Origin of the sequence: Rhizobacter sp. (genome assembly GCF_032229685.1) — a bacterium.
GTDB lineage: Bacteria > Pseudomonadota > Gammaproteobacteria > Burkholderiales > Burkholderiaceae_C > LMDS01.
Map to the genome: position 1 here is coordinate 38,020 of NZ_JAVTWP010000039.1, position 15,613 is coordinate 53,632.

Consider the following 15,613-nt stretch of genomic DNA (forward strand, 5'->3'; position numbering starts at 1 on the left):
GCCACACCACGCGCTCGCTTTGCCAAGTTGTGCAATGGGGATGGCTCGAATCGGTGGCGTTCATACAATGCCGTTCCCCCTATTCACTCTGTGCCTTCTCTCATGCCGGTCAACCTGCAAGCCCCCGACCCGAAGAGTCTGTTCCCGGTGCGAGGTGTCGCGCTCGGCACCACGATGGCCGGCATCCGCAAGGCCAACCGGCGTGACTTGACGGTGGTGACGATCGACGAAGGTGCCACGGTGGCCGGCGTGTTCACCGCCAACCGCTTCTGTGCGGCGCCGGTGCAGTTGTGCCGCAGCCATCTGGCGGGAGCGAGCAGACCGCGGGCGATCGTCATCAACACCGGCAACGCGAACGCCGGCACTGGCGAAGACGGGTTGGCACGCGCGCGCGCCACCTGCGTGGCGCTGGCCGCGCACCTGAAGATCGCGCCCGAGCAGGTGCTGCCGTTTTCTACGGGTGTGATCATGGAAAGCCTGCCGGTCGATCGCATCCAAGCTGGCATGCCCGGCGCGCTGGCCGATCTGGCGGCCGACCATTGGGGCTCGGCCGCCGAGGCCATCATGACGACCGATACGCTGCCCAAGGCGGCCTCGGCGCAAGTGCAGATCGGCGGCAAGACCGTCTCGATCACCGGCATCAGCAAAGGCGCCGGCATGATCCGGCCGAACATGGCGACCATGCTGTCGTTCATCGCCACCGACGCCGTGATCGAGCCCGCGCTCGTGCAGGCCTTGGTGCGCGACGCCGCTGACCAGTCGTTCAACCGCATCACGATCGACGGTGACACCTCGACCAACGACTCCTTCGTGCTGATCGCCACGCACCAGGCTGGCCACGCGCCGATCACGCAGCTCGAGAGCGGCGACGGCCGGCGCCTGCGCGACGCGCTGGTGGCGGTCGCAGTGCAGCTGGCACAGGCCATCGTGCGCGACGGCGAAGGCGCCACCAAGTTCATCAGCGTGAGCATCGAGGGTGGCCGGACCGAAGACGAGTGCCGCCAGGCGGCCTACGCCATCGCGCACTCGCCGCTCGTGAAAACCGCGTTCTTCGCCAGCGACCCGAACCTCGGGCGCATCCTCGCCGCGGTGGGATATGCCGGCATCACCGACCTCGACCAGACGAAGATCGACCTCTTCCTCGACGACGTGGCCGTGGTCAAAGATGGCGGGCGCCTGCCTGCCTACCGCGAAGAAGACGGCCAGCGGGTGATGAAACAGAGCGAGATCACGGTGCGCGTGAACCTGAACCGGGGCGCAGCCAGCACCACGGTGTGGACCTGCGACCTCAGCTACGACTACGTGAAGATCAACGCCGACTACCGTTCCTGAGCCGCGCAGAGCGACCCTCTGCGCCGGCCGGCAGCGCGCGGCACGGGCGCCCACGAGGCGCCCGGAACAAGAACAAGGGTGAGGCCATGAGACGGGTCTTGACGGGGTGGTTCCGCGCCGCGCGAGCGAGCGTCACACTGCCCGCGGGTGATTTGCTGCTCGACCCGACCTACCGGCGCCTGTGGACGTCGATCCTCATCAGCTCATTCGGCGGCCAGGTGACGATGCTCGCGCTGCCGCTCACCGCCGCCGTGCTGCTGCACGCCAGCCCCACGCAGATGGGGCTGCTCACGGCGATGGAGATCCTGCCCTTCGTGCTGTTCTCGCTGCCCGCCGGTGTGTGGCTCGACCGCGTGCGCAAGCTGCCGGTCTACGTGTTCGGCGAAAGCCTGCTGGCGGTGGTGGTGGCCGGCGTGCCGCTGGCCTGGTGGCTGGGCTGGCTGTCGATGCCGTGGCTCTACGTGACCGGCTTCGTGATCGGCACCATCTACACCACGGCCGGCACGGCGGCGCAGATCGTGCTCACGCAGGTGGTGGCGCGCGAACGCCTGGTCGAGGCGCATGCCAAGAACGCCCTCGCGACCTCGGGCGCCGAGGTGGCCGGCCCCGGCCTGGCCGGTGCCTTGATCAAGCTCGTGGGCGCGCCGGTGGCGCTGCTGGTCGACGCGCTGCTGCTGCTGATCTCTGCCGCGATCCTGCGCGGCATCATCGTCAACGAAGAGCGCCGGCGCCGTGCCGACGAACACTTCATGCGCGACCTGCGTGCCGGCGTGCGCTTCGTCGCGCGGCACCGCCTGCTGGTGGCGCTGGCCTGTGCCGTCGGCTGCTGGCAGATGTGCCACAACGCCGCCGTGGTCGTGCAGATCCTGTTCGCCACGCGCACACTCGGCCTGTCGGAGCAGGCGGTCGGCCTGAGCTACATGGGCATGGGCGGCGGCAGCATCGTGGCCAGCGTGTACGGCAACCGCGTCAGCCGGCACATCGGGCCGGGGCCATGCCTGATCCTCGGTTTTGCGGTCTGCGGTGCCGGCTGGTTGCTGCTCGCCGTGGCGCCGGCCAATGCCTGGGGCGTGGCGGCGTTCGTGGCCATGCTGATGATGTTCTCGATCGGCGCGGTGTTCGTCTTCATCAATTTCCTCGCGCTGCGCCAGGCCGTCACGCCCGAGCCGCTGCTCGGGCGCATGACGAGCACGATGCGCTGGCTGATCCTGATCCCGGCCGGCCCCGGCGCGCTGCTCGGTGGCTGGCTCGGCGAACATGTCGGCCTGCGCTGGTCGCTCGGTTTTGCCGGTGGCACCGCGCTGCTGTTGGCCCTGGTGGCCTGGAGCACCCCGGTGATTCGCCAGGTGCGCGCATTGCCCCGCCCCGAACGCGCCGACGACTGGGTCGGTGCCGAGGCCGACGTGCGGCCGGCACACGACACCCCCTGAAGGAATAACGGCATGACCGACCCCTTGTTGATCCACGTGCCCGAGCGCATCGTCACCGAGCGCCTCGTCATCCGCTGCGCGCAGCCGGGCGACGGCGCCCTGCTGAATGCCGCTGTGTGCGACTCGCTCGACGCGCTGCGCCCCTACGTGCCCTGGGCCGGCGCCGTGCCGACGCTGGCCGATTCCGAGGCGGTGTGCCGCAAGGCGCAGGCGCGGTTCCGGCTGCGTGAAGACCTGATGATGCTCATCTTCGAGCGCGTGGCGGGTGGCGGCGAAGGCGAACTGCTCGGCGGCACCGGCCTGCACCGCATGGACTGGAAAGCGCGCCGTTTCGAGATCGGCTACTGGCGCCGCAGCGGCCGCGAGGGCCGGGGCATCGCCACCGAGGCCGTGCACACGCTGGCGCGCCTGTGCTTTGACGAACTGCAGGCGCAGCGCGTCGAACTGCGCATCGACAACCTCAATACCGCGAGCTGGCGCGTGGCCGAGCGTTGTGGGTTCACGCTCGAAGGTGTGTTGCGCAGCGACAGCCTCGCGCCCGACGGCACGCTGCGTGACATGCGGGTGTATTCGAGGGTGCGCGGCGCGGAGGAGCCGCTGCTCGAACGCGGCTCGCTTTAGACCGCTGGCGAAAGACGGTCGACCGCATCGGTGATGATGCCGTCGATGCCGAGCGCGACCAACCGCTGTGCTTCTGCCGGATCGTTCACCGTGTAGACCAGCGCGCGCAGCCCGGCACCGTGCAGGCGGGCAACGAGCGCGGCGTCCATCAGCCCGAACGCGGTGACGACCGCCACACAGCCCAGCGACTGGGCCTGCTCGAACCAGCCTTCGCGCAACGTGTCGAGCAACAGCGCGCGCGGCAGTTGCGGTGCCGTGTCGCGTGCACCCTGCAGTGCGTGGGGGCTGAACGAACTGAGCAGTGGCGGCAGCGCGTTGCCGGCCCACAGGCGTGTCGCCTCCAGGCCAACGGCGCGACCGGTCGCGCCTTCTTCGCCGGGCGTCGGCTTGATCTCGATGTTCAAGGCGAAGCCATTGCGCTGGCAATACGCCGCCACCGCCTGCAGGCTGGGCAGAGGCTCGCCGGCGAACGCACGGCTGTGCCAGCTGCCGGCGTCGAGCAAGGACAGCTCGCTCCAGCCGTTTTCGCCGGCCGTGCCCTGGCCCGAGGTGGTGCGCTCGAGCGTGGCGTCGTGCAGCAGGAACAACACGCCGTCGGCGCTGAGCTTCACGTCGCACTCGAACGCGCGGTAGCCGTGCGCTGCGCCGACCCTGAAAGCGGCGAGTGTGTTCTCGGGCGCGAGTTTGCCCGCACCACGATGCGCCACCCACAAAGGGTAGGGCCAGACGTTTGCCGAGCTCACGCGATGCGCTGGGTCGTGGCCGCGTCGAACCAGTGCAACTGGTCGGGCGAGGCCTGCAGCGTGACGATGTCGCCGATCTTCGGCGGCGCCAGCGTGGCCTCGACGCGCACCGTGAACAGCACGCTGCCGGCGCTGCAGTAGACGAGCCGCTCGGCACCGAGCATCTCGAGCATCTCGACCTTCAGCTGCCAGCCCAGGTTGCCGGCGGGTTTGAGGGTGGCGTGTTCCGGGCGCAGCCCCAGGATCAGATCACCCGAGCGCGGCGCGGCGCCGGGCAAGGGGAGGGTCTGGCCGTCGACGGCAAAGCGAGAGCCGTCGGCCGAGCCCTTGATCAGGTTCATCGGCGGCGAGCCGATGAAGCCGGCCACGAAGGTGGTGGCCGGGCGGTGGTACACCTCTTCGGGCGTGCCGATCTGCTCCATGCGGCCGGCGTTCATCACGATCATGCGCTGCGCGAGCGTCATCGCCTCGACCTGGTCGTGCGTCACGAACAGCGAGGTGACGCCGAGCTCGCGGTGCAGCTTCTGGATCTCGAGCCGCGTCTGCGCGCGCAGTTTCGCGTCGAGGTTCGAGAGCGGCTCGTCGAACAAAAAGACTTGCGGCTGGCGCACGATCGCGCGGCCCATGGCCACCCGCTGGCGCTGCCCGCCCGAGAGCTCGCGCGGCTTGCGTTGCAGATAGGGCGCGAGCTCGAGGATCTTCGCGGCCTTGTCGACGCGGGTCTTGATCTCATCGAGCGGCACCTTGGCGATCTTCAGCCCGTAGGCCATGTTCTCGAACACGCTCATGTGCGGGTAGAGCGCGTAGTTCTGGAACACCATCGCGATGTCACGCTCGCTCGGCTCGGTGTCGTTGACCACGCGACCCGAGATCGCGATCTTGCCGCCCGAGATTTCTTCCAGGCCCGCGACCATGCGCAGCAGCGTGCTCTTGCCGCAGCCCGAAGGCCCGACGATGACGACGAACTCGCCGTCGGTGATTTCGGCGTTCACGCCGTGGATCACCTGGTTCGCCTTGGGCCCGTGGCCGTAGCGCTTGACGACGTCGCGAAGTGAAATGGCGCCCATGTTTCCTGTACTCTTTTTTGCCGGCCCGTGGCGCGGCCTACTTTTCGGTGTCGACCAGGCCCTTGACGAACCACTTCTGCATCAGCATGACCACCAGGGCCGGCGGGATCATCGCCAGCATGGCCGTCGCCATCACCAGGTTCCACTCGTTCTGCGAGTCGCCGCCGGCGATCATGCGCTTGATGCCGTAGACCACCGGGTACATGTTCTCGTTGGTCGTGACGAGCAGCGGCCAGAGGTACTGGTTCCAGCCGTAGATGAATTGAATGACGAAGAGCGCGGCGATGCTGGTGGCCGAGAGCGGCACCAGGATGTCCTTGAAGAAGCGCATCGGCCCGGCGCCGTCGATGCGCGCGGCCTCGACCAGTTCTTCGGGCACCGTCAGGAAGAACTGCCGGAACAGGAAGGTGGCCGTGGCCGAGGCGATCAGCGGGATCGTCAGCCCGGCAAAGCTGTTGAGCATGCCCAGGTCGGAGACGACCTTGTAGGTGGGCCCGATGCGCACCTCCACCGGCAACATCAGCGTGATGAAGATGGCCCAGAAGAAGAACATGCGAAACCGGAAACGAAAGTAGACGATCGCGAACGCCGACAACAGCGAGATCGCGATCTTGCCGAAGGTGATGATCAGCGCCGACACGAGGCTCACGAACATCATGCGGCCGACCGATGCCTTCGAGCCGGCGCCGGTCGTGCCACCTTGCAATGCGGCGGTGTAGTTGTCGATGAAGTGCGAGCCCGGCAGCATCGGCATGGGGCGCTGCACCACTTCTTGTGCGGTGTGGGTGGAAGCCACGAAGGTGATGTAGACCGGCAGCGCGACCACCAGCACCCCGAGGATCAGGATCACGTGGGCCAGGATGCCGAGCGTGGGGCGCCTCTCGACCATCAGTAGTTCACTTTCTTCTCGACGAACTTGAACTGCAGCACGGTCAGCGCGATCACGATCACCATCAGCACCACCGACTGCGCGGCCGAGCCGCCGATGTCGAGCGCCTTGAAGCCGTCGTAGTAGACGCGGTAGACGAGGATCGAGGTGTCCTTGCCCGGGCCGCCTTGTGTCGACGCGTCGATGATGGCAAAGGTGTCGAAGAAAGCGTAGACCATGTTGATCACGAGCAGAAAGAACGTGGTCGGCGTGAGCAGCGGGAACTGGATCGTCCAGAAGCGCCGCCAGGGCCTGGCACCGTCGATCGCGGCCGCTTCGATCAGCGATTTGGGAATGCTCGCCAGGCCAGCCAGGAAGAACAGGAAGTTGTACGAGATCTGCTTCCACACCGCCGCCATCACGACGAGTGCCATCGCCTGGCCGCCGTTGAGCAGGTGGTTCCAGTCGACGCCGAATGCCTGCAGGCCATACGCGACGATGCCGATGCTGGGCGAGAACATGAACAGCCACAGCACGCCCGCCACGGCCGGCGCCACCGCATAAGGCCAGATCAGCAGCGTCTTGTAGAACGTGGCACCGCGCACCACGCGGTCGGCGAACACCGCGAGCAGCAGCGAGAGGCCGATGCCGAGCACCGCCACCAGCAACGAGAAGATCGCCGTGGTCTTGAACGAAGCGAGGTAGGTCTCGTCGTTCCAGAGGTTGCGAAAGTTCTCGAGGCCAACCCAGCTCACCGAGGTGCCGAACGCGTCGGACTGCTGCAGCGACTGCAGCAGGGCCTGGCCGGCCGGCCAGAAGAAGAACACCGCGATGACGATCGCCTGCGGCGCGAGCAGCGCCCAGGGCAACCAGCCCGACCGGAAGACGACGCGTTTTTCGGCAGCCAAGGTGCGGGCGTCAGGACTTGTTCGCTTTTTCGAAGCGTTCGAGCAGTTCGTTGCCGCGCTTCACGATCGAGTCGAGTGCTTCTTTCGCGGTTTTCTTGCCGCCCCAGACCTGCTCGAGTTCTTCGTCTTCGATCGCACGGATCTGCACGTAGTTGCCCAGGCGGATGCCGCGCGACTTGTCGGTCGTCTTGCGGATCATCTGCGTCACGGCCACGTCGGTGCCGGGCTTTTCCTTGTAGAAGCCCGACTTCTCGGTGAGCTGGTATGAAGCGGTCGTGATCGGCAGGTAACCGGTGCGCTTGTGGCTGGCCGACTGCACCTCGGGGCTGGAGAGGTAGTTGAAGAACGCGGCCACACCCTTGTATTCGGCCGGCTTCTTGCCCGAGAGCACCCACAGGCTCGCGCCGCCGATCACGGTGTTCTGCGGTGCGCCCGGTACGTCGGGGTAGTAGGGCAGCGCGGCGAGGCCGTAGCCGAACTTCGCGTTCTTCGCCACGTTGCCGTAGAAGCCCGAAGACGTGTTGATCATCGCGCATTCACCCGAGATGAAGCTCGCCTCGGGCACGTTGCCGCGGCCCTTGTAGATGAACATGCCTTGCTTCGACATGTTCGCCAGGTTCTCGATGTGGCGCTGGTGCAGCGGCGAGTCGACCTTCATGCGTGCGTTCAGGCCCGCCAGGCCGTTGCGCTGGGTCGCGAACTCGACGTTGTGCCAAGCTGAAAAGCTCTCGAGCTGGGTCCAGCCCTGCCAGGCGGTCGTGAACGGGCACTTGTGGCCGCTGGCCTTCAGCTTGGCGGCGGCCAGCGTCACTTCGGGCCAGGTGGTGGGGGGCTTCTCGGCGTCGAGGCCGGCCGCCTTGAAGGCGTCCTTGTTGTAGTAGAAGATCGTCGTCGAGCTGTTGAACGGGAAGCTCAGCATCTGGCCGTTCGGTGCGGTGTAGTAGCCCGCCACCGCCGGCACGTAGGCGGCGGGGTCGAACTTGACGCCCGCGTCCTTCATGATCTGGCCGACCGGAATGATCGCGCCCTTGCTGGCCATCATCGTGGCCGTGCCCACTTCGAACACCTGCAGGATGTGCGGTGCGTTGCCGGCGCGGAACGCGGCGATCGCGCCGGTCATCGACTCGTCGTAAGTGCCCTTGAAAGTGGGCACGATCTTGTAGTCCTTCTGGCTGGCGTTGAAGTCCTTGGCCAAGTCGTTGACCCACTCGCCGTTGACGGCGGTCATCGAGTGCCACCACTGGATCTCGGTCTGTGCCTGGGCGGCGCCAGACAGGGCCAGCACGAACAGACCGGAAGCGAAAGCGAGAGACCTTGTTTTCATGACAACTCCGTGATGCGTTGAGGGTGGCTCGTGGCCAACCCGGCAGTTTGCTGCGCGAATATGACAAGCGCATGTGGCAAGCGCATGTGGCAAGGCGTGGGTTATCGCGTGGAAGCCGGCTCGCGACAACTGGGATAAGCCCGCTGGCTGCGTCGCCGGCGCGACACCACCCTTTGCTGCAGTGCCACATGCCCTGCGGTACGATTCGTCTCCAAGTGCCAACACGGGGGCCGCCACGCGCCCCCGGCCCCCATGAACGCACCCCTCGCCCTGAGCCAGATCAGCGCCGCCGCCCAGGCTGCTCCGCACGCGCCGAGACTGCGCGAGATCCCGTACAACTACACCTCGTTCTCCGACCGCGAGATCGTGATCCGCCTGCTCGGCAGCCGCGCGTGGGAACTCCTGAACCGCCTGCGCGACGAGCGCCAGACCGGCCGCTCGGCCCGCATGCTGTACGAGGTGCTGGGCGACATCTGGGTCGTGCAGCGCAATCCGTATCTGCAGGACGACCTGCTCGACAACCCGAAGCGCCGCAAGCTGCTGATCGAGGCGCTGCACCACCGGCTGGGTGAAGTGCAAAAGCGCCGCACCCCGGGCAACGACGCCGAACGTGATGCCGTCGTTGGCGAACTGCTGCAGGCGGCCAGCGCCGCAGTCACCTCGTTCGCCGAGCAATTCGGCCAGGTCGCCGAGCTGCGCCGCCGCTGCGCGAAGGTGCTGGGCCGGGTGACCCTGAAGGACAACATCAAGTTCGACGGCCTGAGCCGCGTCTCGCATGTGACCGACGCGACCGACTGGCGCGTCGAGTACCCGTTCGTCGTGCTCACGCCTGACACCGAAGCCGAGATGGCTTCGCTGGTGGCGGGCTGCGTCGAACTCGGCCTCACGATCATCCCGCGCGGCGGCGGCACCGGCTACACCGGCGGCGCGGTGCCGCTCACCTGGAACAGCGCGGTCATCAACACCGAGAAGCTCGAGGCGATGACCGAGGTCGAGATGAAGACCTTGCCGGGCCTGGACCGTGAGGTCGCCACCGTCTGGAGCGAAGCCGGCGTCGTCACGCAGCGTGTGGCCGACGCGGCCGAGCGTGGCGGATTCGTGTTCGCGGTCGATCCCACGTCGGCCGAGGCCTCGTGCATCGGCGGCAACATCGCGATGAACGCCGGCGGCAAGAAGGCCGTGCTGTGGGGCACCGCGCTCGACAACCTCGCCTCCTGGCGCATGGTCACCCCCGAAGCCAAATGGCTCGAAGTCACGCGCCTGAACCACAACATGGGCAAGATCCACGACGTGGAGGTGGCGAGCTTCGAGTTGCGCTACTTCGACGCTTCGGGGAAGAAGCTCGAACGCACCGAGCGGCTCGACATTCCGGGCGCCACTTTCCGCAAGGAAGGCCTGGGCAAGGACGTGACCGACAAGTTCCTCGCCGGCCTGCCGGGCATCCAGAAAGAAGGTTGCGACGGGCTCATCACCTCGGCGCGCTGGGTCGTGCACAAGATGCCGAAGCACACACGCACGGTGTGCCTCGAATTCTTCGGCAACGCCAAAGACGCGGTGCCGAGCATCGTCGACATCAAGGACTTCATGTTCGCCGAAGCGAAGGCGGGCGGCGCGATCCTGGCCGGCCTGGAGCATCTCGACGACCGCTACCTGCGCGCCGTGGGCTATGCCACCAAGAGCAAACGCGGCGGCCTGCCGAAGATGGTGCTGTTCGGCGACATCGCCGGTGACGACGCCGACGTGGTGGCGCGTGCCACCAGCGAGGTGGTGCGCCTGGCCAACGGCCGCGCCGGCGAAGGCTTCATCGCCGTCAGCGCCGAAGCGCGCAAGAAGTTCTGGCTCGACCGCAAGCGCACGGCGGCGATCAGCAAGCACACCAACGCCTTCAAGGTCAACGAAGACGTGGTGATCCCGCTGCCGCGCATGGGCGAGTACACCGAAGGCATCGAGCGCATCAACATCGAGCTGAGCCTGCGCAACAAGCTCGAGCTGGTCGACGCGCTCGAAGCGTTTTTCATGAAAGGCCAGTTGCCGCTCGGCAAGAGCGACGACGCCGGCGAGATCGCTTCGGCCGAGTTGCTCGAAGACCGCGTGCAGCAGGCGCTGGCGCTGTTGCAAGAGGTCGGCGGGCAATGGCGGCATTGGCTGGCGCAGCTCGACCAGGTGCAGCCAGAAACCGGCCGCAGCTTTTTCACCGAGCTGCAAGACCACACGCTGCGCGCGTCGTGGAAGACGCAGATCAAGGCGAAGCTGCAAGACATCTTCGCCGGCTCGGCGCTCAAGCCGATCGTCGACGAGTGCCAGAAGATCCACGGCCAGGTGCTCAAGGGCCGGGTGTGGGTGGCGCTGCACATGCACGCCGGTGATGGCAACGTGCACACCAACATCCCGGTCAACAGCGACAACTACCAGATGCTGCAGACGGCGCACGAAGCCGTGGCCCGCATCATGAAGCTGGCGCGCAGCCTCGACGGCGTGATCTCGGGCGAGCACGGCATCGGCATCACGAAGCTGGAATTCCTGACGGTTGAAGAGATGGCCGACTTCACCGCCTACAAGTTGCGCGTCGACCCGCAGGGCCGCTTCAACAAGGGCAAGCTGTTGCGCGACCCGGCGTTGAAAGCCGACCTGACCAACGCCTACACGCCCAGCTTCGGCCTGATGGGCCACGAGTCGCTGATCATGCAGCGCAGCGACATCGGCGAGATCGCCAACTCGGTGAAAGACTGCCTGCGCTGCGGCAAGTGCAAGCCGGTGTGCGCCACGCACGTGCCACGCGCCAACCTGCTCTACAGCCCGCGCAACAAGATCCTCGCCACCTCGCTGCTGGTCGAGGCCTTTCTCTACGAAGAGCAGACGCGCCGCGGCGTGTCGATCAAGCACTGGGAAGAGTTCGAAGACGTGGCCGACCACTGCACCGTGTGCCACAAGTGCCTGAGCCCGTGCCCGGTCGACATCGACTTCGGCGACGTCTCGATGAACATGCGCAACCTGTTGACCAAGATGGGGAAGAAGAGCTTCCGCCCCGGCAACAAGATGGCGATGATGTTCTTGAACGCCACCAACCCCGAGACCATCAAGGCCTTGCGCGTGGGCATGGTCGACATCGGCTTCAAGGCGCAGCGCCTGGCGAACGACCTGCTGCGGGGCTTGGCCAACAAGCAGACGGCGGCACCGCGTTCCACGGTCGGCACCGCGCCGATCAAGGAACAGGTGATCCACTTCATCAACAAGAAGATGCCGGGTGGTCTGCCGAAGAAGACCGCACGCGCGCTGCTCGACATCGAAGACAAGGACTACGTTCCGATCATCCGCGACCCGAAGACGACCACCGGTGAGACCGAAGCGGTGTTCTACTTCCCCGGCTGCGGCTCGGAGCGCCTGTTCTCGCAGGTGGGCCTGGCCACGCAGGCAATGCTCTGGCACGCCGGCGTGCAGACCGTGCTGCCGCCGGGTTACCTGTGCTGCGGCTACCCGCAGCGCGGCTCGGGCCAGTTCGACAAGGCCGAGAAGATGATCACCGACAACCGGGTGCTCTTCCACCGCGTGGCCAACACGCTGAACTACCTCGACATCAAGACCGTGGTGGTGAGCTGCGGCACGTGTTATGACCAGCTGCAGGGTTACCAGTTCGAAGACATCTTCCCCGGCTGCCGCATCATCGACATCCACGAGTACCTGCTGGAAAAGGGCATCACGCTGGGGTCGGCCTCGAGCGGTGGTTACCTGTACCACGATCCCTGCCACACGCCGATGAAGCTGCAGGAACCGATGAAGACCGTGAAGGCGCTCGTCGGCGCCAACGTGATCGAGAGCAAACGTTGCTGCGGCGAAAGTGGCACGCTCGGCGTGACACGCCCCGACATCTCGACCCAGGTGCGCTTCCGCAAGGAAGAAGAGCTGCGCAAGGACGAAGCGGCATTGCGCGCCACCGGTGCGGTGGCAGACAAGGGGCCGATGAAAATCCTCACCTCGTGCCCGAGCTGCCTGCAGGGCTTGTCTCGCTACACCGGCGACCTGAACAACGGTTTGCTGGAAGCCGACTACATCGTCGTCGAGATGGCCAACCAGATCCTCGGCCCAGACTGGTTGCCCGAGTATGTGGAGCGCGCCAACGAAGGTGGCATCGAGCGCGTGCTGGTGTAGGGCGCCAGGCTCGCGCGCTCAGGGCAGATTGTCGTGGAGGGCCACGCCGGCTGAGTCAGCGCCGCCCGCGGCTCCCCCGCCGGCTCCGCCCGTCCCGCCGGCGCCTCTTCCTTCACCACCGCCCGCGCCACTGCGTTCTGCCCGCCCACCCCGCGCCGCCGCGCCACTGGCGCGGACCGGGCCTTGCTTGGGGATCGACAGGTCGGTCGGGATGGTTTCGAGGTCCAGCACTTCACGGATGAAGGCGCGCAACGAGATCACCAGCGCGGCGGTCTCGACCGGGCGGCCCGCCACCATGTCGTTGGCGGCCTGCACAGCCAGGCGCACCTGCTGCTCCGTGCCGAGCAGCATGACGTCCGAGAGCGCCGCCTCCACAGCGTCGCGGGTGCGGCGGCGACGCTCGGTGCCTGGCCGGCCACGGTCAGGGGCTTCGTCCGCCATCGACGAGGTTCCGCCGAGAAAGGCATCGTCTGGCCGTTCCCTGGAGTGCAGCTCGCGCAAGTGGCTCGGGTCCACCGTGAGATCGCCGGTGAACGAACCACCGAGGCTCTTGTAAGCCGAGATCAGTGTCTTCAGCCGTTCGTTGATCTGCCGGTTCTGGCGTTCGCGCCGCTGCTGCACGCTCTGCATCACGAGCAGGCGGATGCCGACGGCCACGAGTGACACCACCGCCAGCCCGAGCAGGGTCGACAGGACACCTTGCCAGGAGCTGAAGTCGATGGCGTTGCGCATCGGGCGGCTTCAGGCGGTGGCCGCAGCGGGCATGGGCAGTTGTTCGAACCGCTGGTCCAGGCCGTGGAGGCCAGTGGTGTCGATGCCGAACACCTCGTTCAACACGTCGCGCAGTTCACGCGCAGAAGCGAGCACCCGCACGTGCGGCATGCCATCGAGCGCGTGCAACGTCAGCACACGGTCGCGCAGGACCTGCCGGCCCGCGGTCACCGGCCGCGCCGCGATCAGCGTCTGCACGAAAAGGGACTCGGGGTGGTGGCACAGGTACCAGCAAGGCAGCTCGTAGTCGGGGAGCTGCTGTGGCTGCAGGTCGAAGCTGTACATGCTCTTCCACGCACCGGCGGCTGCCTCGGCCTGCAGGACCCAGCCGCCCTGCGCGCCCACCAGGCTGAAGCGGCCGTGCGGCGTGGCTTGCGGGGTGGGCAGGTCCATGCGCAGCGGGCCGGTCAGGATCTGGCCGCCGAAACCTGCATCGACGATGTGGCGGTGGCCGGCCACTTCGACCATCAGCAGCATGTGCGTCCGCGGCCTGGTGGTTTCGGCCGGCACGTTCCAGAGCACCCGCGCCGCCAGTTGAACAGGCGCGAAGCCGAGCGCGCGCAAGGCGTCGGCAAGCAGCAGGTTGTGCTCGTAGCAGAAACCGCCGCGCGCGCCGTGCACCAGCTTTTGATGCAGCGCCTCGGCGCCGAGCCGCACCGGAACACCCCGCCACGGGTCGATGTTCTCGAACGCGATCGAACCCGTGTGCGCGAGCAGCACGGCAGCCAGCGTATCCAGGTCGGGCGCGCAAGGCCCGGTGTGGCCGATGCGCTGCAGGTAGGCGTCGAGCTCAGCGGGCGTCATCGGGCGGTGCTTGCTTCCGTCACTCCGCCGACAACTTTCGATCCTTGATCAGCGCGTGCCAGAACTTGGTTTCCGTCTGGATGAACGCACCCAGAGCCGGCCCGTCGGTCGGCACCACTTCGAGGCCGAAGTCTTCGAGGCGCGCGCGCACTTCGGGCACGTTGATCGCCTTGTTCATTTCGCTGGTCAGCTTCGCCATGATGTCGGGCGGTGTGCCCTTCGGCGCGAACAGGCCCTGCCAGGCCGTGACCTCGAAGTCCTTCAGGCCATTCGCGCGCCCGATCTCGTCGAGCGTGGGAACGTCGGGCAGTGATGGAATGCGCTTCTTCGACATCACCGCCAGCGCCTTCACCTTGCCGCTCTTGATCTGCGGCAGGCCGGCGGCCGTGTCGAGCACCATCATCGGCACCTGGCCGCCGATCACGTCCTGCACCGCCATGGCGGTGCCGCGGTAGGGCACGTGCACGACGAAGGTGTTGGTGCGGTCCTTGAAGAGTTCCATCGCCAGGTGGTGCGGGCTGCCCACGCCGGGCGAGGCGTAGCTGTACTTGCCGGGGTTCTTCTTCAGCTCTTCGATCAGCTGTTTCGCGCTCGTGAAGCCCGAAGCCGGGTTCACGGCCAGGATCAGCGGGAAGCGCGCCATGAACCCGATCGGCGCCAGGTCTTGCGGGTCGTAGGGCACCTTCTTGTACATGGCGGTGTGGAACACCATCGCGCCGTTGTCGCCCGTGACGATCGTGTAGCCGTCGGGCGGCGACTTGGCGGCGTTGTCGGTGCCGATCATGCCGGCGGCGCCAGGGCGGTTGTCGATCACGATGGTCTGGCCGAGCTGCTTGCCGAGCTGGGGCGCGAGCTGGCGCGCCAGGAAGTCGGAGCCGCCACCGGCGGGGTAGGCCACCACCCAGCGCACCGGTTTGGTCGGCCAAGTCTGCGCTTGTGCGGCGAAAGGTGCCAGGGCCAGCAGGCTGCTCAGTGCAGCGGTGGCGCACAGCAGGGTACGGCGGGTCGCGGGTGAATGCGTCATGGTGGGGTGTCTTCAGGGATGGGATGCGAGATCTTAGCGAGGCCCGGCGATGGCGCTCGCCAGGGTGGCTTGCACCAAAGCCCCAATCGAAACGGGGGCAGCGCCTTCGTTACACTGCCTGCGCTCCAACCGAACCCCTCCGACACCATGGCCGGCCTGACAGCGCAGACACCCCAACCGACGGCGATCACCGTGCACCAGCAATCGCGCGTGCTCGAAGTCGGCTTCTCCGACGGCCAGCAGTTCCGCATTCCGTTTGAGCTGATGCGGGTGTACTCGCCGTCGGCCGAGGTGCAAGGCCACGGGCCCGGCCAAGAGGTGCTGCAGACCGGCAAGCGCGAGGTGGGCCTGAACGGGCTGGCACAGGTCGGTAACTACGCCGTGCAGCCGAGCTTTTCAGACGGCCACGACACCGGCATCTATTCGTGGGACTACCTCTACTTCCTGGGCTCGCAGCAAGACGAGCTCTGGCGCAAGTACGAAGCGCGCCTGCTCGAGGCCGGTGCCGACCGCGACACCGCCACGGTGGCCAAGCCCGCGTCGTCGTGCGGCCACCAGCACTGAACCGGGTGCGA

Annotated in this window: 13 protein-coding genes; 5 read left to right on the plus strand and 8 right to left on the minus strand. The window is 66.8% G+C overall.

Going from position 1 to position 15,613, the window contains the following annotated elements; translation table 11 throughout:
• Positions 1-102 precede the first annotated feature (102 nt).
• The 3 genes from argJ to AC30PD_RS17280 all read left to right on the plus strand — a co-directional run bounded on the left by argJ (position 103) and on the right by AC30PD_RS17280 (position 3,383).
• Complete coding sequence (gene argJ, locus AC30PD_RS17270; RefSeq protein WP_489536903.1) at positions 103-1,332, plus strand: bifunctional glutamate N-acetyltransferase/amino-acid acetyltransferase ArgJ; 1,230 nt, start codon at positions 103-105, stop codon at positions 1,330-1,332.
• 86 nt (positions 1,333-1,418) lie between these two features.
• On the plus strand, positions 1,419-2,762 hold the full coding sequence (locus AC30PD_RS17275; protein WP_489536904.1) for an MFS transporter: 1,344 nt from the start codon (positions 1,419-1,421) through the stop codon (positions 2,760-2,762).
• A gap of 12 nt (positions 2,763-2,774) precedes the next feature.
• Positions 2,775-3,383, plus strand: coding sequence for a GNAT family N-acetyltransferase (locus tag AC30PD_RS17280; RefSeq protein WP_489536905.1), 609 nt, complete (start codon positions 2,775-2,777; stop codon positions 3,381-3,383).
• Here AC30PD_RS17280 and ugpQ read toward each other — a convergent pair.
• From ugpQ to ugpB, 5 genes are read right to left on the minus strand one after another with little or no spacing between them, the layout of a single operon-like run.
• Positions 3,380-4,126, minus strand: a complete 747-nt coding sequence (gene ugpQ, locus AC30PD_RS17285) for a glycerophosphodiester phosphodiesterase (protein ID WP_489536906.1) — start codon at positions 4,124-4,126, stop codon at positions 3,380-3,382. The genes AC30PD_RS17280 and ugpQ overlap by 4 nt on opposite strands.
• The gene (locus tag AC30PD_RS17290; protein ID WP_489536907.1) at positions 4,123-5,193 is read right to left on the minus strand and encodes a sn-glycerol-3-phosphate import ATP-binding protein UgpC; all 1,071 of its coding nucleotides are present in this window, start codon (positions 5,191-5,193) and stop codon (positions 4,123-4,125) included. Before AC30PD_RS17290 ends, ugpQ begins: the two co-directional genes overlap by 4 nt.
• Before the next feature lie 37 nt (positions 5,194-5,230).
• The gene (gene ugpE, locus AC30PD_RS17295) at positions 5,231-6,082 is read right to left on the minus strand and encodes a sn-glycerol-3-phosphate ABC transporter permease UgpE (protein ID WP_489536908.1); all 852 of its coding nucleotides are present in this window, start codon (positions 6,080-6,082) and stop codon (positions 5,231-5,233) included.
• On the minus strand, positions 6,082-6,969 hold the full coding sequence (gene ugpA, locus AC30PD_RS17300) for a sn-glycerol-3-phosphate ABC transporter permease UgpA (RefSeq protein ID WP_489536909.1): 888 nt from the start codon (positions 6,967-6,969) through the stop codon (positions 6,082-6,084). The genes ugpE and ugpA overlap by 1 nt, the downstream gene beginning before the upstream one ends.
• Positions 6,970-6,979: 10 nt before the next feature.
• On the minus strand, positions 6,980-8,293 hold the full coding sequence (ugpB, locus tag AC30PD_RS17305) for a sn-glycerol-3-phosphate ABC transporter substrate-binding protein UgpB (protein ID WP_489536910.1): 1,314 nt from the start codon (positions 8,291-8,293) through the stop codon (positions 6,980-6,982).
• A gap of 252 nt (positions 8,294-8,545) precedes the next feature.
• Between ugpB and AC30PD_RS17310 the strand changes: the two genes are divergently transcribed.
• On the plus strand, positions 8,546-12,439 hold the full coding sequence (locus tag AC30PD_RS17310; protein WP_489536911.1) for a DUF3683 domain-containing protein: 3,894 nt from the start codon (positions 8,546-8,548) through the stop codon (positions 12,437-12,439).
• An 18-nt stretch (positions 12,440-12,457) separates the two neighbouring features.
• On the opposite strand, the gene AC30PD_RS17315 is transcribed toward AC30PD_RS17310, so the two are convergent.
• From AC30PD_RS17315 to AC30PD_RS17325, 3 genes are read right to left on the minus strand one after another with little or no spacing between them, the layout of a single operon-like run.
• The gene (locus AC30PD_RS17315; protein WP_489536912.1) at positions 12,458-13,171 is read right to left on the minus strand and encodes a hypothetical protein; all 714 of its coding nucleotides are present in this window, start codon (positions 13,169-13,171) and stop codon (positions 12,458-12,460) included.
• Between the two features lie 9 nt (positions 13,172-13,180).
• Positions 13,181-14,014: an arylamine N-acetyltransferase family protein gene (locus AC30PD_RS17320; RefSeq protein WP_489536913.1), complete on the minus strand. Its 834-nt coding sequence runs from the start codon at positions 14,012-14,014 to the stop codon at positions 13,181-13,183.
• A 19-nt stretch (positions 14,015-14,033) separates the two neighbouring features.
• On the minus strand, positions 14,034-15,038 hold the full coding sequence (locus AC30PD_RS17325; protein WP_489536914.1) for a Bug family tripartite tricarboxylate transporter substrate binding protein: 1,005 nt from the start codon (positions 15,036-15,038) through the stop codon (positions 14,034-14,036).
• A 147-nt stretch (positions 15,039-15,185) separates the two neighbouring features.
• On the opposite strand from AC30PD_RS17325, the gene AC30PD_RS17330 reads away from it, so the two are divergent.
• Complete coding sequence (locus AC30PD_RS17330) at positions 15,186-15,602, plus strand: gamma-butyrobetaine hydroxylase family protein (protein WP_489536915.1); 417 nt, start codon at positions 15,186-15,188, stop codon at positions 15,600-15,602.
• Positions 15,603-15,613 lie beyond the last annotated feature (11 nt).

Coding starts and splice junctions, on each gene's coding strand:
- argJ (WP_489536903.1), top strand. CDS start 103: ATGCCGGTCAACCTGCAAGCCCCCGACCCGAAGAGTCTGTTCCCGGTG.
- AC30PD_RS17275 (WP_489536904.1), top strand. CDS start 1,419: ATGAGACGGGTCTTGACGGGGTGGTTCCGCGCCGCGCGAGCGAGCGTC.
- AC30PD_RS17280 (WP_489536905.1), top strand. CDS start 2,775: ATGACCGACCCCTTGTTGATCCACGTGCCCGAGCGCATCGTCACCGAG.
- AC30PD_RS17290 (WP_489536907.1), bottom strand. CDS start 5,193: ATGGGCGCCATTTCACTTCGCGACGTCGTCAAGCGCTACGGCCACGGG.
- ugpE (WP_489536908.1), bottom strand. CDS start 6,082: ATGGTCGAGAGGCGCCCCACGCTCGGCATCCTGGCCCACGTGATCCTG.
- ugpB (WP_489536910.1), bottom strand. CDS start 8,293: ATGAAAACAAGGTCTCTCGCTTTCGCTTCCGGTCTGTTCGTGCTGGCC.
- AC30PD_RS17310 (WP_489536911.1), top strand. CDS start 8,546: ATGAACGCACCCCTCGCCCTGAGCCAGATCAGCGCCGCCGCCCAGGCT.
- AC30PD_RS17315 (WP_489536912.1), bottom strand. CDS start 13,171: ATGCGCAACGCCATCGACTTCAGCTCCTGGCAAGGTGTCCTGTCGACC.
- AC30PD_RS17320 (WP_489536913.1), bottom strand. CDS start 14,014: ATGACGCCCGCTGAGCTCGACGCCTACCTGCAGCGCATCGGCCACACC.
- AC30PD_RS17325 (WP_489536914.1), bottom strand. CDS start 15,038: ATGACGCATTCACCCGCGACCCGCCGTACCCTGCTGTGCGCCACCGCT.
- AC30PD_RS17330 (WP_489536915.1), top strand. CDS start 15,186: ATGGCCGGCCTGACAGCGCAGACACCCCAACCGACGGCGATCACCGTG.